This is a genomic window from Bacteroides cellulosilyticus, assembly GCF_020091405.1.
Classification (GTDB): domain Bacteria; phylum Bacteroidota; class Bacteroidia; order Bacteroidales; family Bacteroidaceae; genus Bacteroides.
The window spans coordinates 2,747,796-2,766,159 of record NZ_CP081903.1 but is presented as its reverse complement, the minus strand read 5'-3'; the positions used below and the strand labels follow the sequence as shown (position 1 = coordinate 2,766,159).

The following is an 18,364-nucleotide window of genomic DNA, read 5'->3' as shown; positions in this document are numbered from 1 at the left end:
AATAAATAACCGATTAATAACAATAAGATCATGATTAAAAACAGAAAACAGTTTTCCGCATGGGTGATAGGCTTGCTTGCCCTCTCACTTGCGAGTTGCAGCGAAGCGGAAGTGCTGCCGGCAACCACTCCCGGCGATGATCCGCTGGCCGGTGACCCCACACGCCGCGAAGTCATCCTCGGCTTCCAGAACAAGCTGAACATAAAGACGGCGGACACCGATACCCGTGCCGCTAACGCCCGCATCGCCACCACCCGTGCCGACGATGCCATAGCCACCACTGAAGAGAATGAAATCACTTCACTGGACATCTATGTGTTTTCCTCGGACAAGGAGGAAGGACCGTACACCTATCAGGAACGGTTCTGCTACCGCGCGGACGGCTCTACGGTGATTAACGCCACCAAAATCGTGCTGACAGTGGAAGGTAACAACGTGGCACTCGCCACCCTGCGCCCCAAGAAAGGCCTGTTCACCAAGTTCTACTGCATTGCCAATCAGCCGAAATTGCTGAAAGCCGGAACGGAATACACCGTCTTCACCCCGCTGGAACAAAGTTCTCCGGGGGCAGATTATAACGTTGTGACAAAGGCGGGTGTACCGACCGAAACGGATTTCCTCACCTTTACCACTCCGTTGCTGGACCCTGCCGAAGCCGCAGACGTATTGCTGACGCCTCTGCCGATGGTGGGTTCTTACAGCCCCGCGCTTGATTTGCGGGATATCAGTATGGGTTCACGCACACGCATCAACATGACGCTGTCGCGTATCGTCTCCCGTTTCGATATTATCAATGATGAGAAATTGTCACACCTCACCATCACCGGTGTATCGATGGGACACGGTCGCAAAGGCGTTACTTTCTTCCCGGTGGTTCCTGTGGAGGATGCAGACCCTACTAAGACGCTCATCACCTATCCCGACCGTGACTTTGACGGCGCCGATGCCAATAAAGGCACGCAGACAGGTGCTTTCTACAGTTATCCCAGCCCAATTGCGGACAAGGGTTATCTGATTATCAAGGGCAAGTATGCGCTGAACATGACGGACCCGCCGCAGGACGTGAGTTATATGGTGGATTTTGAACAGTCGGTAGCAGGTACAGGCGGTTACATCGAGGTGAAACCCAACCATCGGTACACGGTGCGCATCACCGATGCCGATCCCTTCAAGCTGGATGTGAACATCACCGTCTCGGACTGGACGGATGGTGGGGATTTCGAGTATCAGCCGGAAAACGAACTGGCTATCGGGACACTGGTGGCAGAACCGGCAAGTGCAACCGTTATTGAGGATAACAATAAAGCCACCGTCTCACCGGATGAAACCGACTATTTCAGCATTCCCTTCACCAGTAATTCGGAAGCGGAATGCAGCATTGTCTATACAAGTTCTGCGGGCGGAAGCGCCGAGTGGCTGAAGACGGCAATCACGAAAGATGCGGTAACCCGTGCCGGCTCGGTCGCTTATACGTGTAAAGTATCAAAAAACGCAGAGTATACGGGCAATCTGTTTCCGAAAGCCATCATCGTGTTGCGTAGCAAGGCGGGACGTGAGGAGAGCCAGATTTCAGTGAAGGCAGCAGTCGGAGTACCTACCGTTGCCGCGGCGACAGGCACCCCGTCGGAACCGGCCGGAGCTAATTCTTACGTTGCTGGAAGTGAAGCGCCGGATGTGATAACCGGAGTACTCAGTATGCAGAGACAGGCGAGTGCCGGCACTACTTCGTCCATGAAACTGACCGTGACCTCCAAAGGGGGAAGCCGGATTTCCGGTCTGCCCGCATGGCTGAAAGCGGACAAGGCGGTAGGACATGCCACCGAAGCTATAGATTATACCTTGACGCTGGATCAGAATGCAAAGGATTTCCCAACAGGACCATTTCCCGCGAATGCGGCGGCAACCTTTGAGATACAGAATCTGTCGGATGCGGCAAAGAAGGTGACGGTAACGGTAAATGTGACGGAGACAGCGATAGTACCGTAAAGAAAGGACAAGGAAGAATGAAACAGGTCTTTGTTACATAATAAAAAAACTTTTGAGAATAAAGAATCGGGTAGGAAGAGGACGAAGGGGTCTTCTTCCTACTTTGGTTTTAGGGGCGCAGTTACAGCAGATATTTCTCTGTTATCTTAACCTGAATTTCACCATCTTTTTTGTGACACATCACTCAGTTAATTCTTCTATAGTTCGAGTTACATATTGCTTTTAATCCATTTTTCATGCAATGACTACTATTATATGGGCACTTACAAAGTCTCTCAATTATCAATTAAAAAATGGTCGGGAAGCTTTCTCCTGCCCTATTTCATCTTCCCCAAAATCTTAGGAAACTGCCAAAAGAACAACAGCGTACAGCAAATTGCAGCCGTAGCATCGGATATAGCCTCAGCCGCATATACTCCGGTCACTCCCATATAATGCGGCAGTATCAGTGCTAACGGAATCAACAGAATGGCCTTGCGGAGCAAAGCGATAAAAATGGATATCCTGGCCTGCCCCAATGCAACAAACATATTCTGACAAGCACGTTGCAAGCCGAAAATGGTCATACCACCCAGAAAGACAGGCATGGTCCAACGGACCATTTCTATCAACCTTTCATCACTTGTAAAAGCAGATGCAACCGTTGACGGGAACAGGATCATAAGCAGCATCAGAATCAGATTAAAAGAGAACATCGTGATCAGTGCAATACGGAAACAATCCTTCACACGCTGCTTATCACCATGGCCATAATTGTAACTTACGATCGGAATAAAGCCTTGCGCAAACCCCGTCAGCGGCACACTGGCAAACTGCATCGAAGTCTGTAATATCGTCAACGCACTGACGTAAATATCTCCAAAATCTTTCAAGCTACTATTCAGCACAAAGCCCACCAAACTCTCTGTACTGGCCATAATGAACGGAGATACTCCCAGCCCCAGCATCGCAATAACAATCCTCCGGTTTAACTTCATATAGCGCCTCTCCAAAGGCAGAGAAGCCTTCCGGGAGAATAGGAAAGACAGTACCCATGCGGCACTGCAAGCCTGAGAAATCACCGTAGCCAAAGCAGCACCTTTCACCCCCATATCAAACCAGAAGATAAATATAGGATCAAGAATGATATTTAATAAAGCTCCGATTAAAACAGAGTACATGGCAATGGCAGGACGCCCCTGCGCATTGATAAAGGAATTGAGTCCGGTGGAAATCTCTACAAAAACAGTTCCCAGCAAATAAATGGAAAGGTAATCGACCGCATAGCCCAATGTATGTTCCGAAGCGCCTGTAAAGAGCAGAATAGGCTCCATGAAAGTATAGGCAATGAAGGAAGTAATTAAAGTAAATAGAATCAGCAAGGTAAAACCATTCCCCAATATCTTTCCGGCACGCTGACGGTCACCTTGCCCAAGGGCTATGGCAGCCAACGGTGCACCACCACCGCCCACTATTGCTGAAAAAGAAGAAATCAATACCACGAGAGAAATTGTTACCCCTACGCCTGCCAATGCATCCGTCCCGATGCCCGGTATGTGTCCGATATAGATACGGTCGACAATGCTATAAAGCAAATTGACGAATTGTGCTGCTACTGCCGGAAGCGCCATTTTGAAAACCAGTGGCAACATACGCTCGGTTCCCAGACGTTCTTCATATTTATTGATCATCGTGATTCTTCTTTTCTAAAAACGAATGCAAAGGTACAAGAATTTCTACTCGGCCCAAAGGTAATGCGTGCGGCTTTTCCAGGAAACAGAGATCTTATTCCCTATACGCTTTCGGTGACATTCCCGTAAGCCTTTTGAAATACTTGCCAAAGAAGGATTGGGACGGAAAATTAAGCTCGTCACCTATTTGCTGTACGGTCATATTGGTCGATCTTAACAGTGCCTTGGACATCGAGTTCACACCTACATTTTTATAATTCACTGAAAATATAAAATGAAAGTGTGTCACAAACCCAATAGGTAAATGACACACTCTTATAATAGAAATTAGCGATTTGCCTTACGCTTCTTCACCTCATCCACGAGTTTTGAAAAGGATTTATCCCTTTTACGCTTTTCATGTTCAGAAGTGGAGAAATGCCACGCTTCCCGCCGAAGTTTCTGATAACTCTCATAAACCTTACGGTCCAATATACCACTACTTACCGCCTCTAGAACGGCACATCCAGGTTCGCTGATGTGCTTGCAATCCTTGAAGCGGCACGATACGGCATAATCGGAAATCTCCAACACCTCTGCAAGAGAATCGGGATCGTCAATGACCAAGCCAAATTCCCGGACACCCGGAGTATCGATTAATACCCCTGAACCGTCCATCAGTACCATCTCCCGACGAGTAGAAGTATGTCTTCCTTTTCCCGTGGACAGGCTGATATCAGACGTTAACAATACCGATTCCCCACAAAGCGCATTCACCAGAGAACTTTTCCCTACCCCCGAAGAACCGACAAACACAACCGTTTCGCCTGCCGATATAGACTCCCGCAATTGGAGAATCGTCTGAGGTTGATGGATACTTGTAAAAAACACCGGTATCTGACGGGCAATGTGCCTGATCTGTTCTTCGACTTTCTGCCTATCAAACCCTAAATCAGCCTTGTTAAACACCAATACAGGATTGATATTCTCTTCCTGCATCTGAACCATGAAACGCTCGGCTCTGCGAACATTGAAATTATCATCAAGACTTTGCACGATAAATGCCTTGTCAACATACGAGGCAATGGCCTGTTTATCGGCAACCGTTCCGTTTTTCTTGCGATATAAAGTCCGTTCACGAGGCAGCATATCCACTATAATCCCTTTATGTTCGTCGAATGGTTGAAAAAGTACCCAATCACCGGTGCAAAGGAGTTCAAAGTCTGATTTTCCATACATCATATTCCCCGTCAGTTCACACTGAAACAGACCGTTTTCTGAAACAACCTCGTAGCATGTACGGTGTACGATGGATATACGTCCATGCGTAAGGGAATTGTATGTTGACTCTTGCCTTAGTTGGCTTAACTTGTCATTCCAACCATAATTATTCAAATGAATCATTGTTCTATCTTTTTTGCAATGAAAAATGTATAACCGTAGAATGCTTTATACTTGCTGTATAGTTCTTCTTCATCAAACTGAAGCGAACTGAATTCTTCGGCAACCTTATTTCCCGCATACTTATGAAGAAAGATTTTCTGAGCTTCAATCTTTGCAGCAAAGTAATGCTCTGTCCAGCAATTTTCCGGCAGAATAAATGTAGCGACGGGAAGATACCCCGCTTTGTGTATCTTGGCCACCTGATTGGGAATCGTATCTATTTCAGGATACGCATTCACCCAGAAGTCATTGATTTCCGCAGGACGCTTGTCAGTAAACCACGAACTTTCAGAAACGGCAATATATCCTCCCGGCTTCAAATACTTACGCCACTCATTTAATCCCCGTTCAAAACCAATATTATAAATGGCGCCTTCCGACCAGATCAGGTCTAATTCCTCATTCTGAAAAGGAAGGTTATCCATAGAACCGACAATGCCTTTTACCCTGTCCTGCAAGCCTGATTGCTTTGCATTGCGATTGAAGATATCAATAAAGCCGGGGAAAAGGTCGAGTCCGGTGATCTGCCCGGAAATATGCCCGGCCAATACCATTGTCTGTCCTCCTGTTCCGCAACCGATGTCAGCGATAAGGGACTTGTCGGTAAGGTTATCTATAAAGCTCAGCGCTTTCAGTGTTACGTCAGGACTTCCGGGTCCTTGGCGTTCCATATTGGAGAAGAAGTCACAGATTAATTGAAGTTCGAAATCGTGAATTGTTTTATTTTCGTTACTCATTTTCTTTATGTATTTTGCATACACGGAAAGCATAACAATGCCTTCATCATTGTACGCAGATTAAACTTGAATTATAATAATGGAAAACTACTCTCGAAAGGAGTTATCCGAGAGTAAACGAAGGGACAATCTGTATCAGAAACACAGATTGTTTATTAAACCAAATCCGATTTGAATGTCTTTGTCATGGCGCAAAGATAAATAATATTTTGATTTACAGCAAATTTCATGTATTCTTTTCACCCCTTCTTCACATAAACCCTGTGTGCCCCACGTCCGGCAGTGTCAATGCCGGAATCCGGGAGGGTCGCCCATTCTTTCAGTTCATTCGTAGCAGTGGTGCGCAACAAGCCGGTTAATTGCTGATATTCGCTGACGGTAAGAAAAGAATGTGACTCCAGATACTTTACCGCCAGTGCCAAGCGCTGCTCCGGAGCATACTTTTGCGAAGAACGGCGGGTCTTCCAAGGTGCCCGCTCCAACAGGCAGCGACCGTTGATGCGATACACCAGATTCATATCTACACGGAAATTGACTTTGCCCACCACGATGCTCTGTGCATTGCGGTGCTTCGCTTTTTCACCCGCTTCTTCCCGTTCCTTGCCTGTGCGCAGCATCAAAGCCGGAGTGAAAGTTCCGATGTCATCCAGTTTAACGGAACGTCCCTCTGCCATCTGATGCGACATTTCGATGGCAAGTTGCTTCACGATTCCTATTATATCACCCACATTGAAGCCGCTGCTTTCCGACACGTTGCGTGCCAGTTGTTCTGTGGAAACCTGGTCTATCATTGCAAAGCGTGGATAGAGAACGCGCTCGCCCGTCTTGTGAATGTCGGGCATTTCTTCCATTACATAGTATGCCATATCCTTTGTTTATCAGACATTAATAAAAAAATTGTTCATCATTAAAAGAAAACTTGCTTTACATTGGGAGAAAAGTTGCTTTACCTATACTGCAAACTTTAATCAGAAGTTGTGGTTTTACAATCAGAACTTTCGGTTATACAATCAGAAGGTATGGTTTTACAATCAGAAGTTTCGGTTATAGTTTTCTCTACGGCAAAGGTAACTTTTACTTTAATGTAAAGCAAGTTTTTGACAGGGATAAAGGAAGTTTATTATTAGCGTCCGGTACGCAGCACACTATGTTCTGGCTTAAGCTACAAACAGTTCTTATATAAGAATGATAAATGACGATATTTGTTTGATTGCTAAGATTTGGAAGCTATTGAAAGGTATAAGATTTACCTTTGCTATCGAGCAATACAAATCGACCTCTTTATGACCAGCTTGTAAGTAATGGAAGAAAATTTAAAACTTAAAGAAGCCTTATCTCTATTTCAAGCACTCTACCCATATATATGAAACATTGTTCATGCAGGCTTCTTTATTTGAAGGACTACATATTGAATGGATTCATGAACCAGTTATCCCCTGTCAAAACGACAGAATAGAAACAGCCGTTAGAGTAAACGTATGCAAGTTTGATGAAAATGGTCATAAAAAAGCATATAAAAAAGGAAGTGGATCATGCACAGAAAACAAGAAATATATTCAGGACGAACGGCAATGGCGCTTTATCCGAAGAATCCAATAGTATGCAACTTATAACAGATAGTCAGACAAATACCGTATTCTTTTCAGAATACTCTATTGCCTGCACCGAGGAAATTATAACGAACTGGCAGCCCTGTACAATGAAATGATGGATTACTATACCGGACCGGATGTGCCCGAAGAGGAACAGGTGACGAGAGTGGAAATGCCACTTAAATAGAAGCATTATTCTCAGAACCCCATGGCCTCTTTCACTAAAGTCATCTCACGGAAAGAGGTCAGCTTTTCCAGCAGCAGAAGGGCCACGCCATACGATGTTTGAGGGCAATAGGAAGTTATGATATTATCATCCACCACTATAGGCTCATTAACGATAGTCACTCCAAATTCTTGAAGGACTTTCTGTTTATGCGCACCTCTGAGGTGATAGGTGGTTGCCCTCCTGCCAGTCAGAACTCCACTTTTCCCGACAGGCAAGGCTCCTACACAGACTGTTGCAATCCATTTCTTTTGAGAGTTGAATTGGCGAATCAAATCCAGGAGCTTTTCATTATAAGCTTCTTCATAAAAGCCAAATTCTTCAAAACCACCGGGTATGGCAAGGGCATCATAATCATCCGCAGAAACTTCTTCTATGGTTTTATCTACTAAAACCGAAACATTGAAAGAACCCACAACTTTACTGTTCAAACCACAGATAACGGTTTCTATATCACAGTCAAAGTCGGTCTTCGCCCAACCCATGACGTCAATAAAAGCACTAAACTCGATGGTTTCAAACCCCTTAGCAAGAAATACCAATAATCTCATAATCTTTATAGTTTCAAATTGAACGAATGATTAACGTCGCAAAGATAGGCATTAGTTTCAGAAGCAGGCGGGATATTAGCAAGAATGGACAATCTTATCTGATTATTTGGTGCTACTTTTGCAATTCAAATCATACGGCATGAATATACAAGAAAAGAGTAAAATAGAGTATCGTTCCAGGATTAACCGGGTGATGGATTACATAGATATGCACCTCGGCCAGCCACTCGAACTAAAGGGCATTGCCGAAATAGCCAACTTCTCACCTTTTCATTTCCACAGGATATTCACATTCCTGATAGGAGAAACGCCCATCGACTATATACAACGTCTCCGGGTGGAAAAAGCGGCATGGAAATTACAGAACGAACCGTCATTGCCTGTCACGGAAATCGCATATAGCTGTGGTTTCGGAAGCATATCCTTATTCAGCAGGACTTTCAAGAAATATTTCGATATCACTCCCACGCAATTCGGTAAAGAGGAAAAGCCTATCTATGCACATCATGGGATGCTGTTTAGCAAGAATGGGCAAATGCTCCGCAAGAATTTGACAAGCAAGACGGATTATGATTCCGACCTTTGCGAAGTAGAACTAAATAACATTTATTTTATGAAAGCAAACATCGAAATCAAAGAAATGCCGGAAATGCAAGCGATTTATTGTCGGCACATCGGCCCGTTCCTCCTGATTGTTCAGGCTTATGAGAAAGTAATCAAATGGGCTGAACCGAGAGGACTGTACACCCAGAATGTAACCAAAACGGCTACGGTGACTCATGATGATCCATCTGTCACGGAGTTAGACAAGATCAGACAAAGTGCCTGTATCATTGTGAACGAAGACGTGAAAGTGGAGGGTGAAATCGGAAAAATGGTCATTCCCGGTGGTAAGTATGTGGTGGGACACTTTGAGATTGGAACCGATGAGTTCCAGAAATCATGGAACACTATGTGCAAGTGGTTTACGGAAAGTGGGTATCAACAAGCTGACGGGTGTACGTATGAACTATATCACAATAGTCACCGGACACATCCTGAGAATAAGCATATTGTGGATATCTGCATACCGATAAAGCCTTTGTAAAGAAAGCAGGGAGTGATGAGTTTCGACATTCCCACTCCCTATTTTTAAAAAGTTCGTCGCAACCAGGATTCATTTCGTCATAAGCAGCATGAAGTTCGTCTAATAACTCTTTATAGAAGGATATTTTGCTTTACCTTTACCTCCGTAACCGGGCATTTTCAGACAGACTAAGCAGACTAAATTAAACTAAGTAATAGAAAAAACATAAATCACCGCCATGCAAGATAGTATTTTAATATTCCGGACTTCCATAACCAGGGAACAGGATATAAAAAGAATAGGAACACTCTTCAAACAATATCCCCAGATTCATAAATGGAATGTAGACTTTGAAGATTGGGAAAAAGTATTAAGGATAGAATGCCGGGGAATCACTCCGGCTGACGTTGCAGATGCACTAAAGATAATCAATATTCACGCAACGGAGTTAGAGTAAAACTGTGTAGTAATGAGTTCTCACCACAGAGTAACACAGAGTCTCACGGAGTTCTATTCTTTTGATTTCAAATTGATTAAACTCTGTGATACCCTGTGTTACTCTGTGGTGAATTAATTCATAACCGCTACAGAAATAAACAATAGCAGAAAAATAGTTAGTCTCTAATTCACTCTATTTCGTCATCAGAAACAGGGAGGTTGGTCTACAAATTCCCGATGGCAAACTAATTCGGCTTATCTTCGTTGCCGGAATTAAAAGAGTGAAATAAAAAGATTAATAACGAAGAAAAACAAAAAGATGAAGAAAATTTTAGTATTCATACTATGCGCACTAGCTTATAGTACATTATCCGCCCAAACAGACGAGAACAAGAAGTCGGCCTTTCAGTTAAGCTTTGTGCCACCTCTGAGCACCAACGGAATGTATGCATCGGAGTATACCAATCAAGTCTCCCTCAATTTATTGATAGGTGTTTCCAAAAACGAGGAATTGCTCACTTGGGGAGGACTCTCGAACATCATTCTCAATGATGCAAAAGGCCTTCAATGGGCAGGACTGTCAAATTATGTAGGGAATGACGGACAAGGGTTGCAAGTTGCAGGATTAATCAATATAAATAAGAACAGCTTTAGTGGTTTCCAACTGGGAGGACTGGCAAATACTGCCTCAGAGATGAAAGGCTTCCAGTTTGCCGGGCTGACTAATATTGCCAAAGATGTGACCGGTGTTCAAATAGCAGGATTAGTCAATATTGCAAAGAACGTAAGAGGCGTTCAGTTTTCAGGGTTGGTGAATATAGCTGAGAATAGTGACTGCCCTATCGGACTAATCAACATCATTAAGAATGGTGAAATGGGAGTTGCCGTTACTTATGATGCCATAGGAAGCACGGTGGCATCATTCCGCTCGGGTGGTAAATATACTTATGGCATCATAGGTGTCGGATATAATCACAAAACAATCAATAACTCACTGGTAGCCGAAGGCGGTTTCGGTGCACATATTCCTGTCACTCCCTGGTTCAGAATCAATAATGAGCTTAAATTCTCAACTATTGGCAATGATTCGGACGAGCCGGTATTGAATGGAGGCTATTCGTTGATTCCGGCTTTCAGAATCGGAAAACACGTTGAGTTATTTGCGGGAGTAGGCATTAATTATATGGAAACAAAGGATATCAATAACCACAAAATATTCCCTAATCATTCATTATGGAAGAAGACGGGCTCCACAAGATTACAACAAGTATATGTAGGATACCAATTCGGGGTTCAATATATATTCTGATAGATCACGGCACTTCTCAGATATAAAGTCAGGCAAGGAAAGAAAGAGCAAAAATTAAGAGATCTGTGATAATAATATATAAAGAAAAGATTTACCTTTGCTCCCCCAAAAAAGAAAACCAGGACTAAGAAATAATTTAGTGTTTATGAATACGAAGGTCAAAGGATATATATTGGGAGCTGTTGCTGCCGCCACTTATGGTATGAATCCCCTCTTTACCCTTCCGCTATATAAGGAAGGTATGAATCCGGATTCCGTTCTTTTCTTCAGATACCTGTTTGCCATTCCCATCTTGGGGATTATGCTCAAAGCGAGAGGCAGAAGTTTCAGTCTGAAACGGAAAGAAATATTGCCGTTAGTCATACTGGGATGGTTGGTTGCCATATCTTCTCTTACCCTGTTTCAAAGCTACAACTATATGGAAGCCGGTATTGCCTCAACGATACTGTTTGTCTATCCGATTTTGGTAGCACTGATTATGGCTGTCGCCTTCAAAGAGAAAGTCACATTACAAACAGTCTTATGTATCTTTCTAGCCCTAAGCGGTATAGGGTTACTTTACAAAGGAGGTGACGGTACAACCCTCAGTCTGGTTGGCGTTGGGTTAGTCATGGCATCAGCCCTCTCCTACGCTATCTATATTGTGGGGGTAAACCGGCCGATATTAAAAGACGTGGCAACACTTAAAGTCACTTTTTATGTATTGCTTTTCGGCCTGTCGCTCTTTTTAGTCCGTGTAGATTTCGGGCAAAGCCTGCACGTTGTCGATAAATGGTATTTATGGGGGAATCTGATTGCATTAGCTATCTTCCCTACAGCTATATCCTTTCTCTGTACGACGCAAGCCGTGCAATATATAGGTTCCACTCCTACAGCTATCCTTGGAGCTTTGGAACCTGTAACGGCCGTATTCTTCGGAGTAACGATCTTCGGGGAAAGCCTGACACCGAGATTGTGTTGCGGAATTGTATTGATTATCCTGGCTGTGACGTTTATTATAGCCGGAAGCAATATTACAACACATTTGGTACGGTTCAGGAAGTTGTTTCCACGATTGCCTTTGAAACACACTCCCAAATAGACAAGATAAGCTATCTGTTAAAGTGAGTTGCTATTTATCTCAAACTTACCGACAGGCCCCTGAAAGAAGTTCAAACAGTTGCTTCTGTTTTACCGGTTTTGACAAGAAAGCGTTACATCCGGCATCCATAGCACTGGCACGGTCAGCATCAAAAGCATTGGCTGTAAGTGCTACAATCGGGATGTCACTATTGAACTCCCGAATTTTCCGAGTCGCTACCAAACCGTCCATGACAGGCATTTTCAAATCCATAAGCACGAAATCAAACCTCCCATTACGAATCTCCTCAACAGCCTCTACACCATTGGTCACCCGTAACAAGTCGTAATCCTTAAGAATATTCCGCACTAACAAAAAATTGCTGTCGTTATCTTCGGCCACCAATATTTTGAGTTTCCTGTCACCGCCTTCGCTAAGCACCGGACAACGGCTTGAAAGAGATGTTTCCGGACAACCGACATCTCCATGCTGAAAGATTTCACATAGAATCCATGCCCAAAAGGTTGATCCAATCCCCTGCTCAGAAATGAATCCGATCTCTCCATCCGCAGCTTCAATAATTGCCCGGGAGATTGCCAATCCAAGTCCTGTACCTTGAACAAATTCATTTAGCTTCTGAAAGCGACCGAAAACCCTATCCTGCAAATCTTTAGGGATACCTGCCCCTGTATCCTCTACATAAAACCGGATTCCTTCATTTTCAACAGAGTATCCCATTCTGATATATCCCGATCTGGTATATTTTATCGCATTGGTCAGGAAATTCATCCATACTTGCTTAAGCCGGTTACTATCGAGAAAAATCCAACATTCAGTACAAGGATTATCTTGAACCAACTCCACATCAGCATTCAGAATCTTCGACCGCATCATCACATAGAGTTCATTGCACAGTTGCGTCAGGTTAAACCGTTCCCGTTTCCGGTCAATAATTCCCGACTCAATTTTCGAAAGATCCAGAATGTCATTGATAAGTCGCAGTAACAAGTCATTGTTGGACTCGATGATATGCCAATACTCCTTCTTTTCATCCGGGTCGTCACTATCGACCAACAATTCGGAGAATCCTACAATAGCATTCAATGGTGTACGTATTTCATGACTCATATTGGCCAGGAATGCCGATTTCAGCCGGTCGGAGAGTTCGGCCTTATCCTTCAGCTCCTTCAGCTCCTGAGCCATTTTTTCCCACTTCGTGTTGTTGAAAGCGATACCGGTATAGCGAATGACATTTCCCTTCTTGTCGCGTTCAGATGGAAGCCCGGTAACAATCAATGTCTGCCAATCCTGATCCCATTTGGTACGGGAGCGATACTGAAGCGAAAATTCCTTATACTGCCCGACAGACATGCCGATCATATTTTCACGAACACGTTCCGTATCCTCAGGATGAGCAGCATCCAAATAATCCTCGGGCATAATTGCTCTTTCGGGATTAAAATCATTCACTGGATCATTGAATGATCGATATTGCCGGGTCTTTACATCGTAATCCCAATAGGACATACCAACAGTTTTGAAAGTCAGTTCCATCTTGTAGTTCCGTTCTTTAAGCTCTTCGTTCAACTGGTGGAGTTTGGAAATATTCTGTCTAAATCCGGTATAGCGGATAACCTCTCCTGCCTCTCCGAATTCGAAAGGCACACCCGTAATATTGCAATATTGCCATGTATCATCATACCTGGTCTGAATGCGGCAGGTAAGATTTATATTCATATTCCGCCCCAACAGCATAGATTGCAATGCATCATTGACCAAAGACCTATCTTCGGGATGAATCACATTCAAGTACTCTTCCAAGGATACCAACTTATCAGAAGCATAATCGTTCACCGGGTCATTGTAAGATTCGAATTTTTGCGTCTGTACATTGAAATCCCAATGAACTATATCATTAACCTTCATGGCCAATTCACGTTTAATCAAAAGATCTTGTGTCTTTTTGCCCATCCGGATCTTTTCAGTTACATCCAGCAAGGTACCTACGATCTGCAATTTGCCAAAATGCTCGGTCGAAAGCCGCATACGACTTTCATAATGCCGGAATTCTCCTTCCTGCTCATTAAAAACACGTACTGTGAGCTGTCCCTGCCGGACTTCTTTGTTTATCAGCCGGGAAAAGAGTTCCCTCAAGGGAGCGCAGTCCTGCGGATGAAGCGTCGGTAACAATTGCTCCAAGGACATACCACTTTTGAAAACAGAATTTCCATGCAATACCCCGAACTCCATTTTGTACACGTCGTATACCCATGAAGACATATTCGCAGCCTCCATCGCCATCTCCAGATTTTTCTTGCTTTCTTCAGTCCGATACTCCGCCTCTTTGGTAGAAGTCACATCATTGGTGAGCAATATATGGCCTACAATAGTCCCCTTCTTATTAGTAATCGGAACAACCTTGACCTCGTAGATAATGGTATTTTTATTGGAAGTACGGAAATACTCTTTATTCACCCGGTCGAAATCATACTCAAATTCAAGCACAATGTCTTCCCCGGATTGAATCTTCGCTAAAAGCACCTCGTTCATATAGGGACTTTTAAACAGATTGACTTTGTTTATTACCGCATCGAGTTCAACACCATACATAAGTCGTGCCCGCTCGTTTAAACAACGGAGTATGCCTGACGCATCGTAAATTTCCACACCCATCGGCAGACGGGCAAACACGCTATCTGTCAAGAAAATCTGTTCATGTAACAATGCCGACATCTCTTTTTCAAAAGATGTACTATCTCCATTGCAAGTTTGTGTTTCCAGTCGTTCCATTTATCAGGTTTTGTAGTTATCGAATAATATGAATTGTACGCCGGTATTCTGTCGGAGACATACCCGTATGCCGGCGAAAAAAGCGACTTAGCGACGATTGGTTTGAAAAGCCCGTCTGCCGCACAATATCTTTTATCTCAAGATTAGCGTCCCGAAGCAATGCCTTCACCTCAAGTACAACATGACCTGCAAGTAACTCGCGGGCTGACTGGCCATTTACCTCCTGAACAACTCGGGTCAGATATTGAGGAGTTATGCACAGCTTATCCGCATAAAATGCCATTTCTTTATGTTGCTTATAGTGCTCATAGACCAGCATTGCAAACCGGAAAGCAATGTTCTCCTTATTAGAATTCAAGGGAACAGGTGCTCCCTCCCGGCTTACGGTCTTGTGGAAATGAACATAGAAATCCCAATAAAAGATACGCAACAAGTGTAATATGGTTTCCCGCCGGAAAGCGGGATCGCCAGAACTGTTCCGAAAATCAATTACACGGCAAAAACTAAGAAATCTCTGAACTTCAGCCCGAGTCAACCGAAACTGGAAATTCTTCCGCATATAAAAGAAAAAATCAGGAGTGATCTTCCCCAAGCTACTCATGGTATCCAAGAACATCGTTTTATCTATTTTGAAAAAAGTCATGGAGAAATCGGGACTTACCTCACGGATTGACACTGACTGTAGCGGCAAAACTGTCACCAGGTCGTTTTTGGATATTCGGCAGCTGGTTGAAAAAACCTCTATTACAGCCGTTCCACCTGTGCAAACCCCACCAAATCCTTCTGCCAAATACGCTTCATGTTCATCTGCAGGAAGAGCAGAGAGATCGGTATATATATAAGAATTGCCATCCATCTGAAATGTCGTGGTTAAAATGAATAACAAAGATACTAATTTATCCTCAACCAAATTTCAGGATGCAAAATATAGAACGCGAATAGCAAATTTCGGTGCCAGCAAAAAATATCTTCTGAATCTACATTTTGACTGTAGATTTAGGGGATTTACAAAAAAAGGACTATATTTGCCCCGAATTCTAAAAGCAAATATTTTGGGTACAATTCTTAAATTTGTTATTGCTTAATATTAGCCTCACAAACCACAGGCTAATTTCTTTCGTTTGAATAATTCTTATTCGGACAGGTTTTTCATTTTATCATTTTTAGTATTAACTACATTGCCTCTGCAAGGCAATTGTAATTTGCTATTCAGACTTTTAGCAGGTTTCGCAGCAACCGCTTGAAAGTTATGGATGCGCTGAATGCGAATGGAGAATTTCGTAAAGAACATTAAGCAAGATATAGAAGTAGAAATCAAAAGAATTGAGCAACAAGATATTGATATTCTTGATAAGATAAAGCAAATAGTCGGCTTCATACAGACTTCACTCGCCCGGCTAAAAGCAGCCGTTGCGGATTATCAGTTTATTAATCCCGAGGAGGAGATTCTTTTCTTTAAAGTCCGGAAACCACAAATATCCGGTCTACTGATATTTTATATCCGTCTGTATCAGATTGAAAAGAACCGGATTGGGAAATCACCGTCAGCTCAATATAAATATCTGAAGGAAGAATACGAAAGTCTGAAGAACGTCTCTTCAGACAAGAATTTCTATAACTATTATCAATCCGGTAAAACCGACTCAGATCATCTGTATTTCATGAGAAAGCATTATGATATCCTTTCAGATGTTCACTGTCACTCGTTGGACAGAGATACTTCTTTTTCCACCTTGCATGATTCCAGCGTAGCAGAGATTTTAGCAAATAAGCAACTCACTCACTATCTCTCCACGGAGATTGATGCGTTATCGGAGAAACTACACCTTAAGTTCACCTCCATCATAGAAAACAAACTATTGCAATGGACGGAAAGTAAGGTTTCATTGGTAGAATTCATTTATGCACTATATGCCGGAAAATGCTTTAATAATGGCAACACGAACCTGAAAGACATCGCTTTCTGTTGCGAAACTCTCTTTGATATTGAGATTGGTGATTTCTACCGGATATTTCTTGAAATCAGGAACAGGAAGAAAAGCAGGACACAATTTCTGGATAAACTGAAAGAGAAAATAACCCAAATGATGGACGAACTTGACAGGTAAACAAAGAATATTTCATAGCGTCTTGTGACATCTTGTGAATTATGCAAATGGCTAATATCCAACTTTGCCGGAAAATTACTTAACCCGCAAAGAAAGATAATAGCTTATTTATGGAGACAACAATTACATGGGAAGTAAAGGTGAAGAATACCCCTTTATTAATTAAGAAGTGCAGCCACTGCGATAGTAACCGATTTTATTGTAGCGACAAGTTCAGGATGAATGCTCAAAAGAAGAACATAGATGTATGGTTGATTTACAGATGCGTGAAGTGCGACAACACTTGTAACCTCACTTTGTTATCACGCAGTAAACCGGATTTGATTGACAAGACATTATTCCAGAGTTTTTCAATGAATGATAAAGATGCGGCCTGGAAGTATGCTTTTTCTACTGAAATGGAAAGAAAGAATAACCTGAGGCTGGATTATGGTAGCGTAGAATATGAAGTCGTTCCTGATACCTCATTGGAAGATTTACTGAATCTATCCAATGAGGTTATCAAAATCTACATCAAGTGCGAGTTTGAGTTTGATCTCAAATTATCATCATTAATCAGAAGATATTTCTCACTCTCTGCCAATCAGGTGAAACGTATGTTCGATGATGGTATAATTACCATTTCAGGCAACAAACCGCCTCAGAAGCATAAAGTGAAAGATGGAGATATGATTCTGATACAAAAAGAGAAATTAGATAAGTCTGTCAACCGTTCCGTCCATGATATAGGGTAAGGACTGACGTATCTTCTCAACAGGCCAGTTCCACCATTGTATCTGTTGTAACCTGGCGATTGTCTCTTCCTCAAATCGCATCCGTATTTTTCTGGCAGGTGTTCCTCCTACTATGGTGTAGGGAGGAACATCTTTAGTTACCACTGCCCGGGCTGCGATAACAGCTCCATCTCCTATATGCACGCCTGCCATAATTACGGCTTCATAACCTATCCAGACATCATTGTCTATAATGATATCACCTTTATTATCCCATGCTGAGGCTACATTCTTCTTATCCAATCCCCATTCTTCAAAGAATAAGGGGAATGTGTAGTTGGACAAGGATTTCAATGTATGGTTGGCACTGTTAAAAAGAAACTTTGCCCCACAGGCAATAGAACAGAATTTTCCGATAATTAGGCGGTCTTGATTGATAGGATAATGATAGAGAACATTATTCTTCTCAAATTGAGTCGGATCATTTACAAAGTCATTGTAAATGGTGTAATCACCAACTATGATATTCGAATCCTTGATTATGGTATTCAGATAGATAGTCTGATAATCGTTGGTACGCGGATATGTTTTCGTATTCATTGTAATTACTTCTTTTTGTATGTTTAGTATTTTAATATCTTATGACGGAAACTGTCACGATTAAGTTGGGCAACAGACTTAGCTATTGCCCTATCA

At 42.8% G+C, this 18,364-nt stretch carries 15 protein-coding genes and 2 pseudogenes; 8 read left to right on the top strand and 9 right to left on the bottom strand.

Annotation, left to right across the window (positions count from 1 at the left end; translation table 11 throughout):
* The first annotated feature begins 30 nt into the window (after nucleotides 1–30).
* Nucleotides 31–1,986: a fimbrial protein gene (locus K6V21_RS09825; RefSeq protein WP_224321650.1), complete on the top strand. Its 1,956-nt coding sequence runs from the start codon at nucleotides 31–33 to the stop codon at nucleotides 1,984–1,986.
* A 317-nt stretch (nucleotides 1,987–2,303) separates the two neighbouring features.
* On the opposite strand, the gene K6V21_RS09820 is transcribed toward K6V21_RS09825, so the two are convergent.
* From K6V21_RS09820 to K6V21_RS09800, 5 genes and pseudogenes are all read right to left on the bottom strand, one after another.
* Nucleotides 2,304–3,656, bottom strand: coding sequence for an MATE family efflux transporter (locus K6V21_RS09820; RefSeq protein WP_224321649.1), 1,353 nt, complete (start codon nucleotides 3,654–3,656; stop codon nucleotides 2,304–2,306).
* Between the two features lie 94 nt (nucleotides 3,657–3,750).
* Nucleotides 3,751–3,885 (bottom strand): annotated as a pseudogene (locus K6V21_RS26810) (helix-turn-helix domain-containing protein); the annotation flags it as partial.
* 98 nt (nucleotides 3,886–3,983) lie between these two features.
* A complete protein-coding gene (rsgA, locus tag K6V21_RS09810) occupies nucleotides 3,984–5,039 on the bottom strand; it encodes a ribosome small subunit-dependent GTPase A (RefSeq protein ID WP_224321648.1) in 1,056 nt (351 codons plus the stop codon).
* Entirely contained in the window at nucleotides 5,036–5,848 is an 813-nt protein-coding gene (locus K6V21_RS09805; RefSeq protein ID WP_224321647.1) for a class I SAM-dependent methyltransferase, read from the bottom strand. The genes rsgA and K6V21_RS09805 overlap by 4 nt, the downstream gene beginning before the upstream one ends.
* Nucleotides 5,849–6,054: 206 nt before the next feature.
* Nucleotides 6,055–6,681: an HU family DNA-binding protein gene (locus tag K6V21_RS09800; protein ID WP_224321646.1), complete on the bottom strand. Its 627-nt coding sequence runs from the start codon at nucleotides 6,679–6,681 to the stop codon at nucleotides 6,055–6,057.
* Between the two features lie 778 nt (nucleotides 6,682–7,459).
* Here K6V21_RS09800 and K6V21_RS09795 point away from each other — a divergent pair.
* Nucleotides 7,460–7,594 (top strand): annotated as a pseudogene (locus tag K6V21_RS09795) (GyrI-like domain-containing protein); the annotation flags it as partial.
* An 11-nt stretch (nucleotides 7,595–7,605) separates the two neighbouring features.
* On the opposite strand, the gene K6V21_RS09790 reads toward K6V21_RS09795, so the two are convergent.
* A complete protein-coding gene (locus K6V21_RS09790) occupies nucleotides 7,606–8,184 on the bottom strand; it encodes a DJ-1/PfpI family protein (RefSeq protein WP_009131940.1) in 579 nt (192 codons plus the stop codon).
* A gap of 139 nt (nucleotides 8,185–8,323) precedes the next feature.
* On the opposite strand from K6V21_RS09790, the gene K6V21_RS09785 reads away from it, so the two are divergent.
* From K6V21_RS09785 to K6V21_RS09770, 4 genes are all read left to right on the top strand, one after another.
* On the top strand, nucleotides 8,324–9,271 hold the full coding sequence (locus tag K6V21_RS09785) for a GyrI-like domain-containing protein (RefSeq protein WP_224321645.1): 948 nt from the start codon (nucleotides 8,324–8,326) through the stop codon (nucleotides 9,269–9,271).
* Between the two features lie 217 nt (nucleotides 9,272–9,488).
* Nucleotides 9,489–9,707 (top strand): hypothetical protein, encoded by a 219-nt coding sequence (locus K6V21_RS09780; protein WP_224321644.1) that lies wholly within the window; start codon nucleotides 9,489–9,491, stop codon nucleotides 9,705–9,707.
* Nucleotides 9,708–10,007: 300 nt separating this feature from the next.
* A complete protein-coding gene (locus K6V21_RS09775) occupies nucleotides 10,008–10,997 on the top strand; it encodes a hypothetical protein (RefSeq protein ID WP_224321643.1) in 990 nt (329 codons plus the stop codon).
* 145 nt (nucleotides 10,998–11,142) lie between these two features.
* Entirely contained in the window at nucleotides 11,143–12,078 is a 936-nt protein-coding gene (locus K6V21_RS09770; protein WP_224321642.1) for a DMT family transporter, read from the top strand.
* Between the two features lie 45 nt (nucleotides 12,079–12,123).
* On the opposite strand, the gene K6V21_RS09765 is transcribed toward K6V21_RS09770, so the two are convergent.
* Nucleotides 12,124–14,847 carry a response regulator gene (locus K6V21_RS09765; RefSeq protein WP_224321641.1) on the bottom strand — a complete coding sequence of 908 codons (2,724 nt, stop codon included), beginning with the start codon at nucleotides 14,845–14,847 and terminating at the stop codon, nucleotides 12,124–12,126.
* A 16-nt stretch (nucleotides 14,848–14,863) separates the two neighbouring features.
* Nucleotides 14,864–15,703 (bottom strand): AraC family transcriptional regulator, encoded by an 840-nt coding sequence (locus tag K6V21_RS09760; protein WP_224321640.1) that lies wholly within the window; start codon nucleotides 15,701–15,703, stop codon nucleotides 14,864–14,866.
* Between the two features lie 412 nt (nucleotides 15,704–16,115).
* Here K6V21_RS09760 and K6V21_RS09755 point away from each other — a divergent pair, with 412 nt between their 5' ends.
* On the top strand, nucleotides 16,116–16,955 hold the full coding sequence (locus K6V21_RS09755) for an RteC domain-containing protein (RefSeq protein ID WP_224321639.1): 840 nt from the start codon (nucleotides 16,116–16,118) through the stop codon (nucleotides 16,953–16,955).
* 110 nt (nucleotides 16,956–17,065) lie between these two features.
* Nucleotides 17,066–17,689, top strand: a complete 624-nt coding sequence (locus K6V21_RS09750; protein WP_224321638.1) for a DUF1062 domain-containing protein — start codon at nucleotides 17,066–17,068, stop codon at nucleotides 17,687–17,689.
* On the opposite strand, the gene K6V21_RS09745 is transcribed toward K6V21_RS09750, so the two are convergent.
* Nucleotides 17,648–18,268, bottom strand: coding sequence for a CatB-related O-acetyltransferase (locus K6V21_RS09745; protein ID WP_224321637.1), 621 nt, complete (start codon nucleotides 18,266–18,268; stop codon nucleotides 17,648–17,650). The two genes, K6V21_RS09750 and K6V21_RS09745, sit on opposite strands and share 42 nt — an antisense overlap.
* Nucleotides 18,269–18,364: the final 96 nt, after the last annotated feature.

Coding starts and splice junctions, on each gene's coding strand:
- K6V21_RS09825 (WP_224321650.1), top strand. CDS start 31: ATGATTAAAAACAGAAAACAGTTTTCCGCATGGGTGATAGGCTTGCTT.
- K6V21_RS09820 (WP_224321649.1), bottom strand. CDS start 3,656: ATGATCAATAAATATGAAGAACGTCTGGGAACCGAGCGTATGTTGCCA.
- rsgA (WP_224321648.1), bottom strand. CDS start 5,039: ATGATTCATTTGAATAATTATGGTTGGAATGACAAGTTAAGCCAACTA.
- K6V21_RS09805 (WP_224321647.1), bottom strand. CDS start 5,848: ATGCTTTCCGTGTATGCAAAATACATAAAGAAAATGAGTAACGAAAAT.
- K6V21_RS09800 (WP_224321646.1), bottom strand. CDS start 6,681: ATGGCATACTATGTAATGGAAGAAATGCCCGACATTCACAAGACGGGC.
- K6V21_RS09790 (WP_009131940.1), bottom strand. CDS start 8,184: ATGAGATTATTGGTATTTCTTGCTAAGGGGTTTGAAACCATCGAGTTT.
- K6V21_RS09785 (WP_224321645.1), top strand. CDS start 8,324: ATGAATATACAAGAAAAGAGTAAAATAGAGTATCGTTCCAGGATTAAC.
- K6V21_RS09780 (WP_224321644.1), top strand. CDS start 9,489: ATGCAAGATAGTATTTTAATATTCCGGACTTCCATAACCAGGGAACAG.
- K6V21_RS09775 (WP_224321643.1), top strand. CDS start 10,008: ATGAAGAAAATTTTAGTATTCATACTATGCGCACTAGCTTATAGTACA.
- K6V21_RS09770 (WP_224321642.1), top strand. CDS start 11,143: ATGAATACGAAGGTCAAAGGATATATATTGGGAGCTGTTGCTGCCGCC.
- K6V21_RS09765 (WP_224321641.1), bottom strand. CDS start 14,847: ATGGAACGACTGGAAACACAAACTTGCAATGGAGATAGTACATCTTTT.
- K6V21_RS09760 (WP_224321640.1), bottom strand. CDS start 15,703: ATGGATGGCAATTCTTATATATATACCGATCTCTCTGCTCTTCCTGCA.
- K6V21_RS09755 (WP_224321639.1), top strand. CDS start 16,116: ATGGAGAATTTCGTAAAGAACATTAAGCAAGATATAGAAGTAGAAATC.
- K6V21_RS09750 (WP_224321638.1), top strand. CDS start 17,066: ATGGAGACAACAATTACATGGGAAGTAAAGGTGAAGAATACCCCTTTA.
- K6V21_RS09745 (WP_224321637.1), bottom strand. CDS start 18,268: ATGAATACGAAAACATATCCGCGTACCAACGATTATCAGACTATCTAT.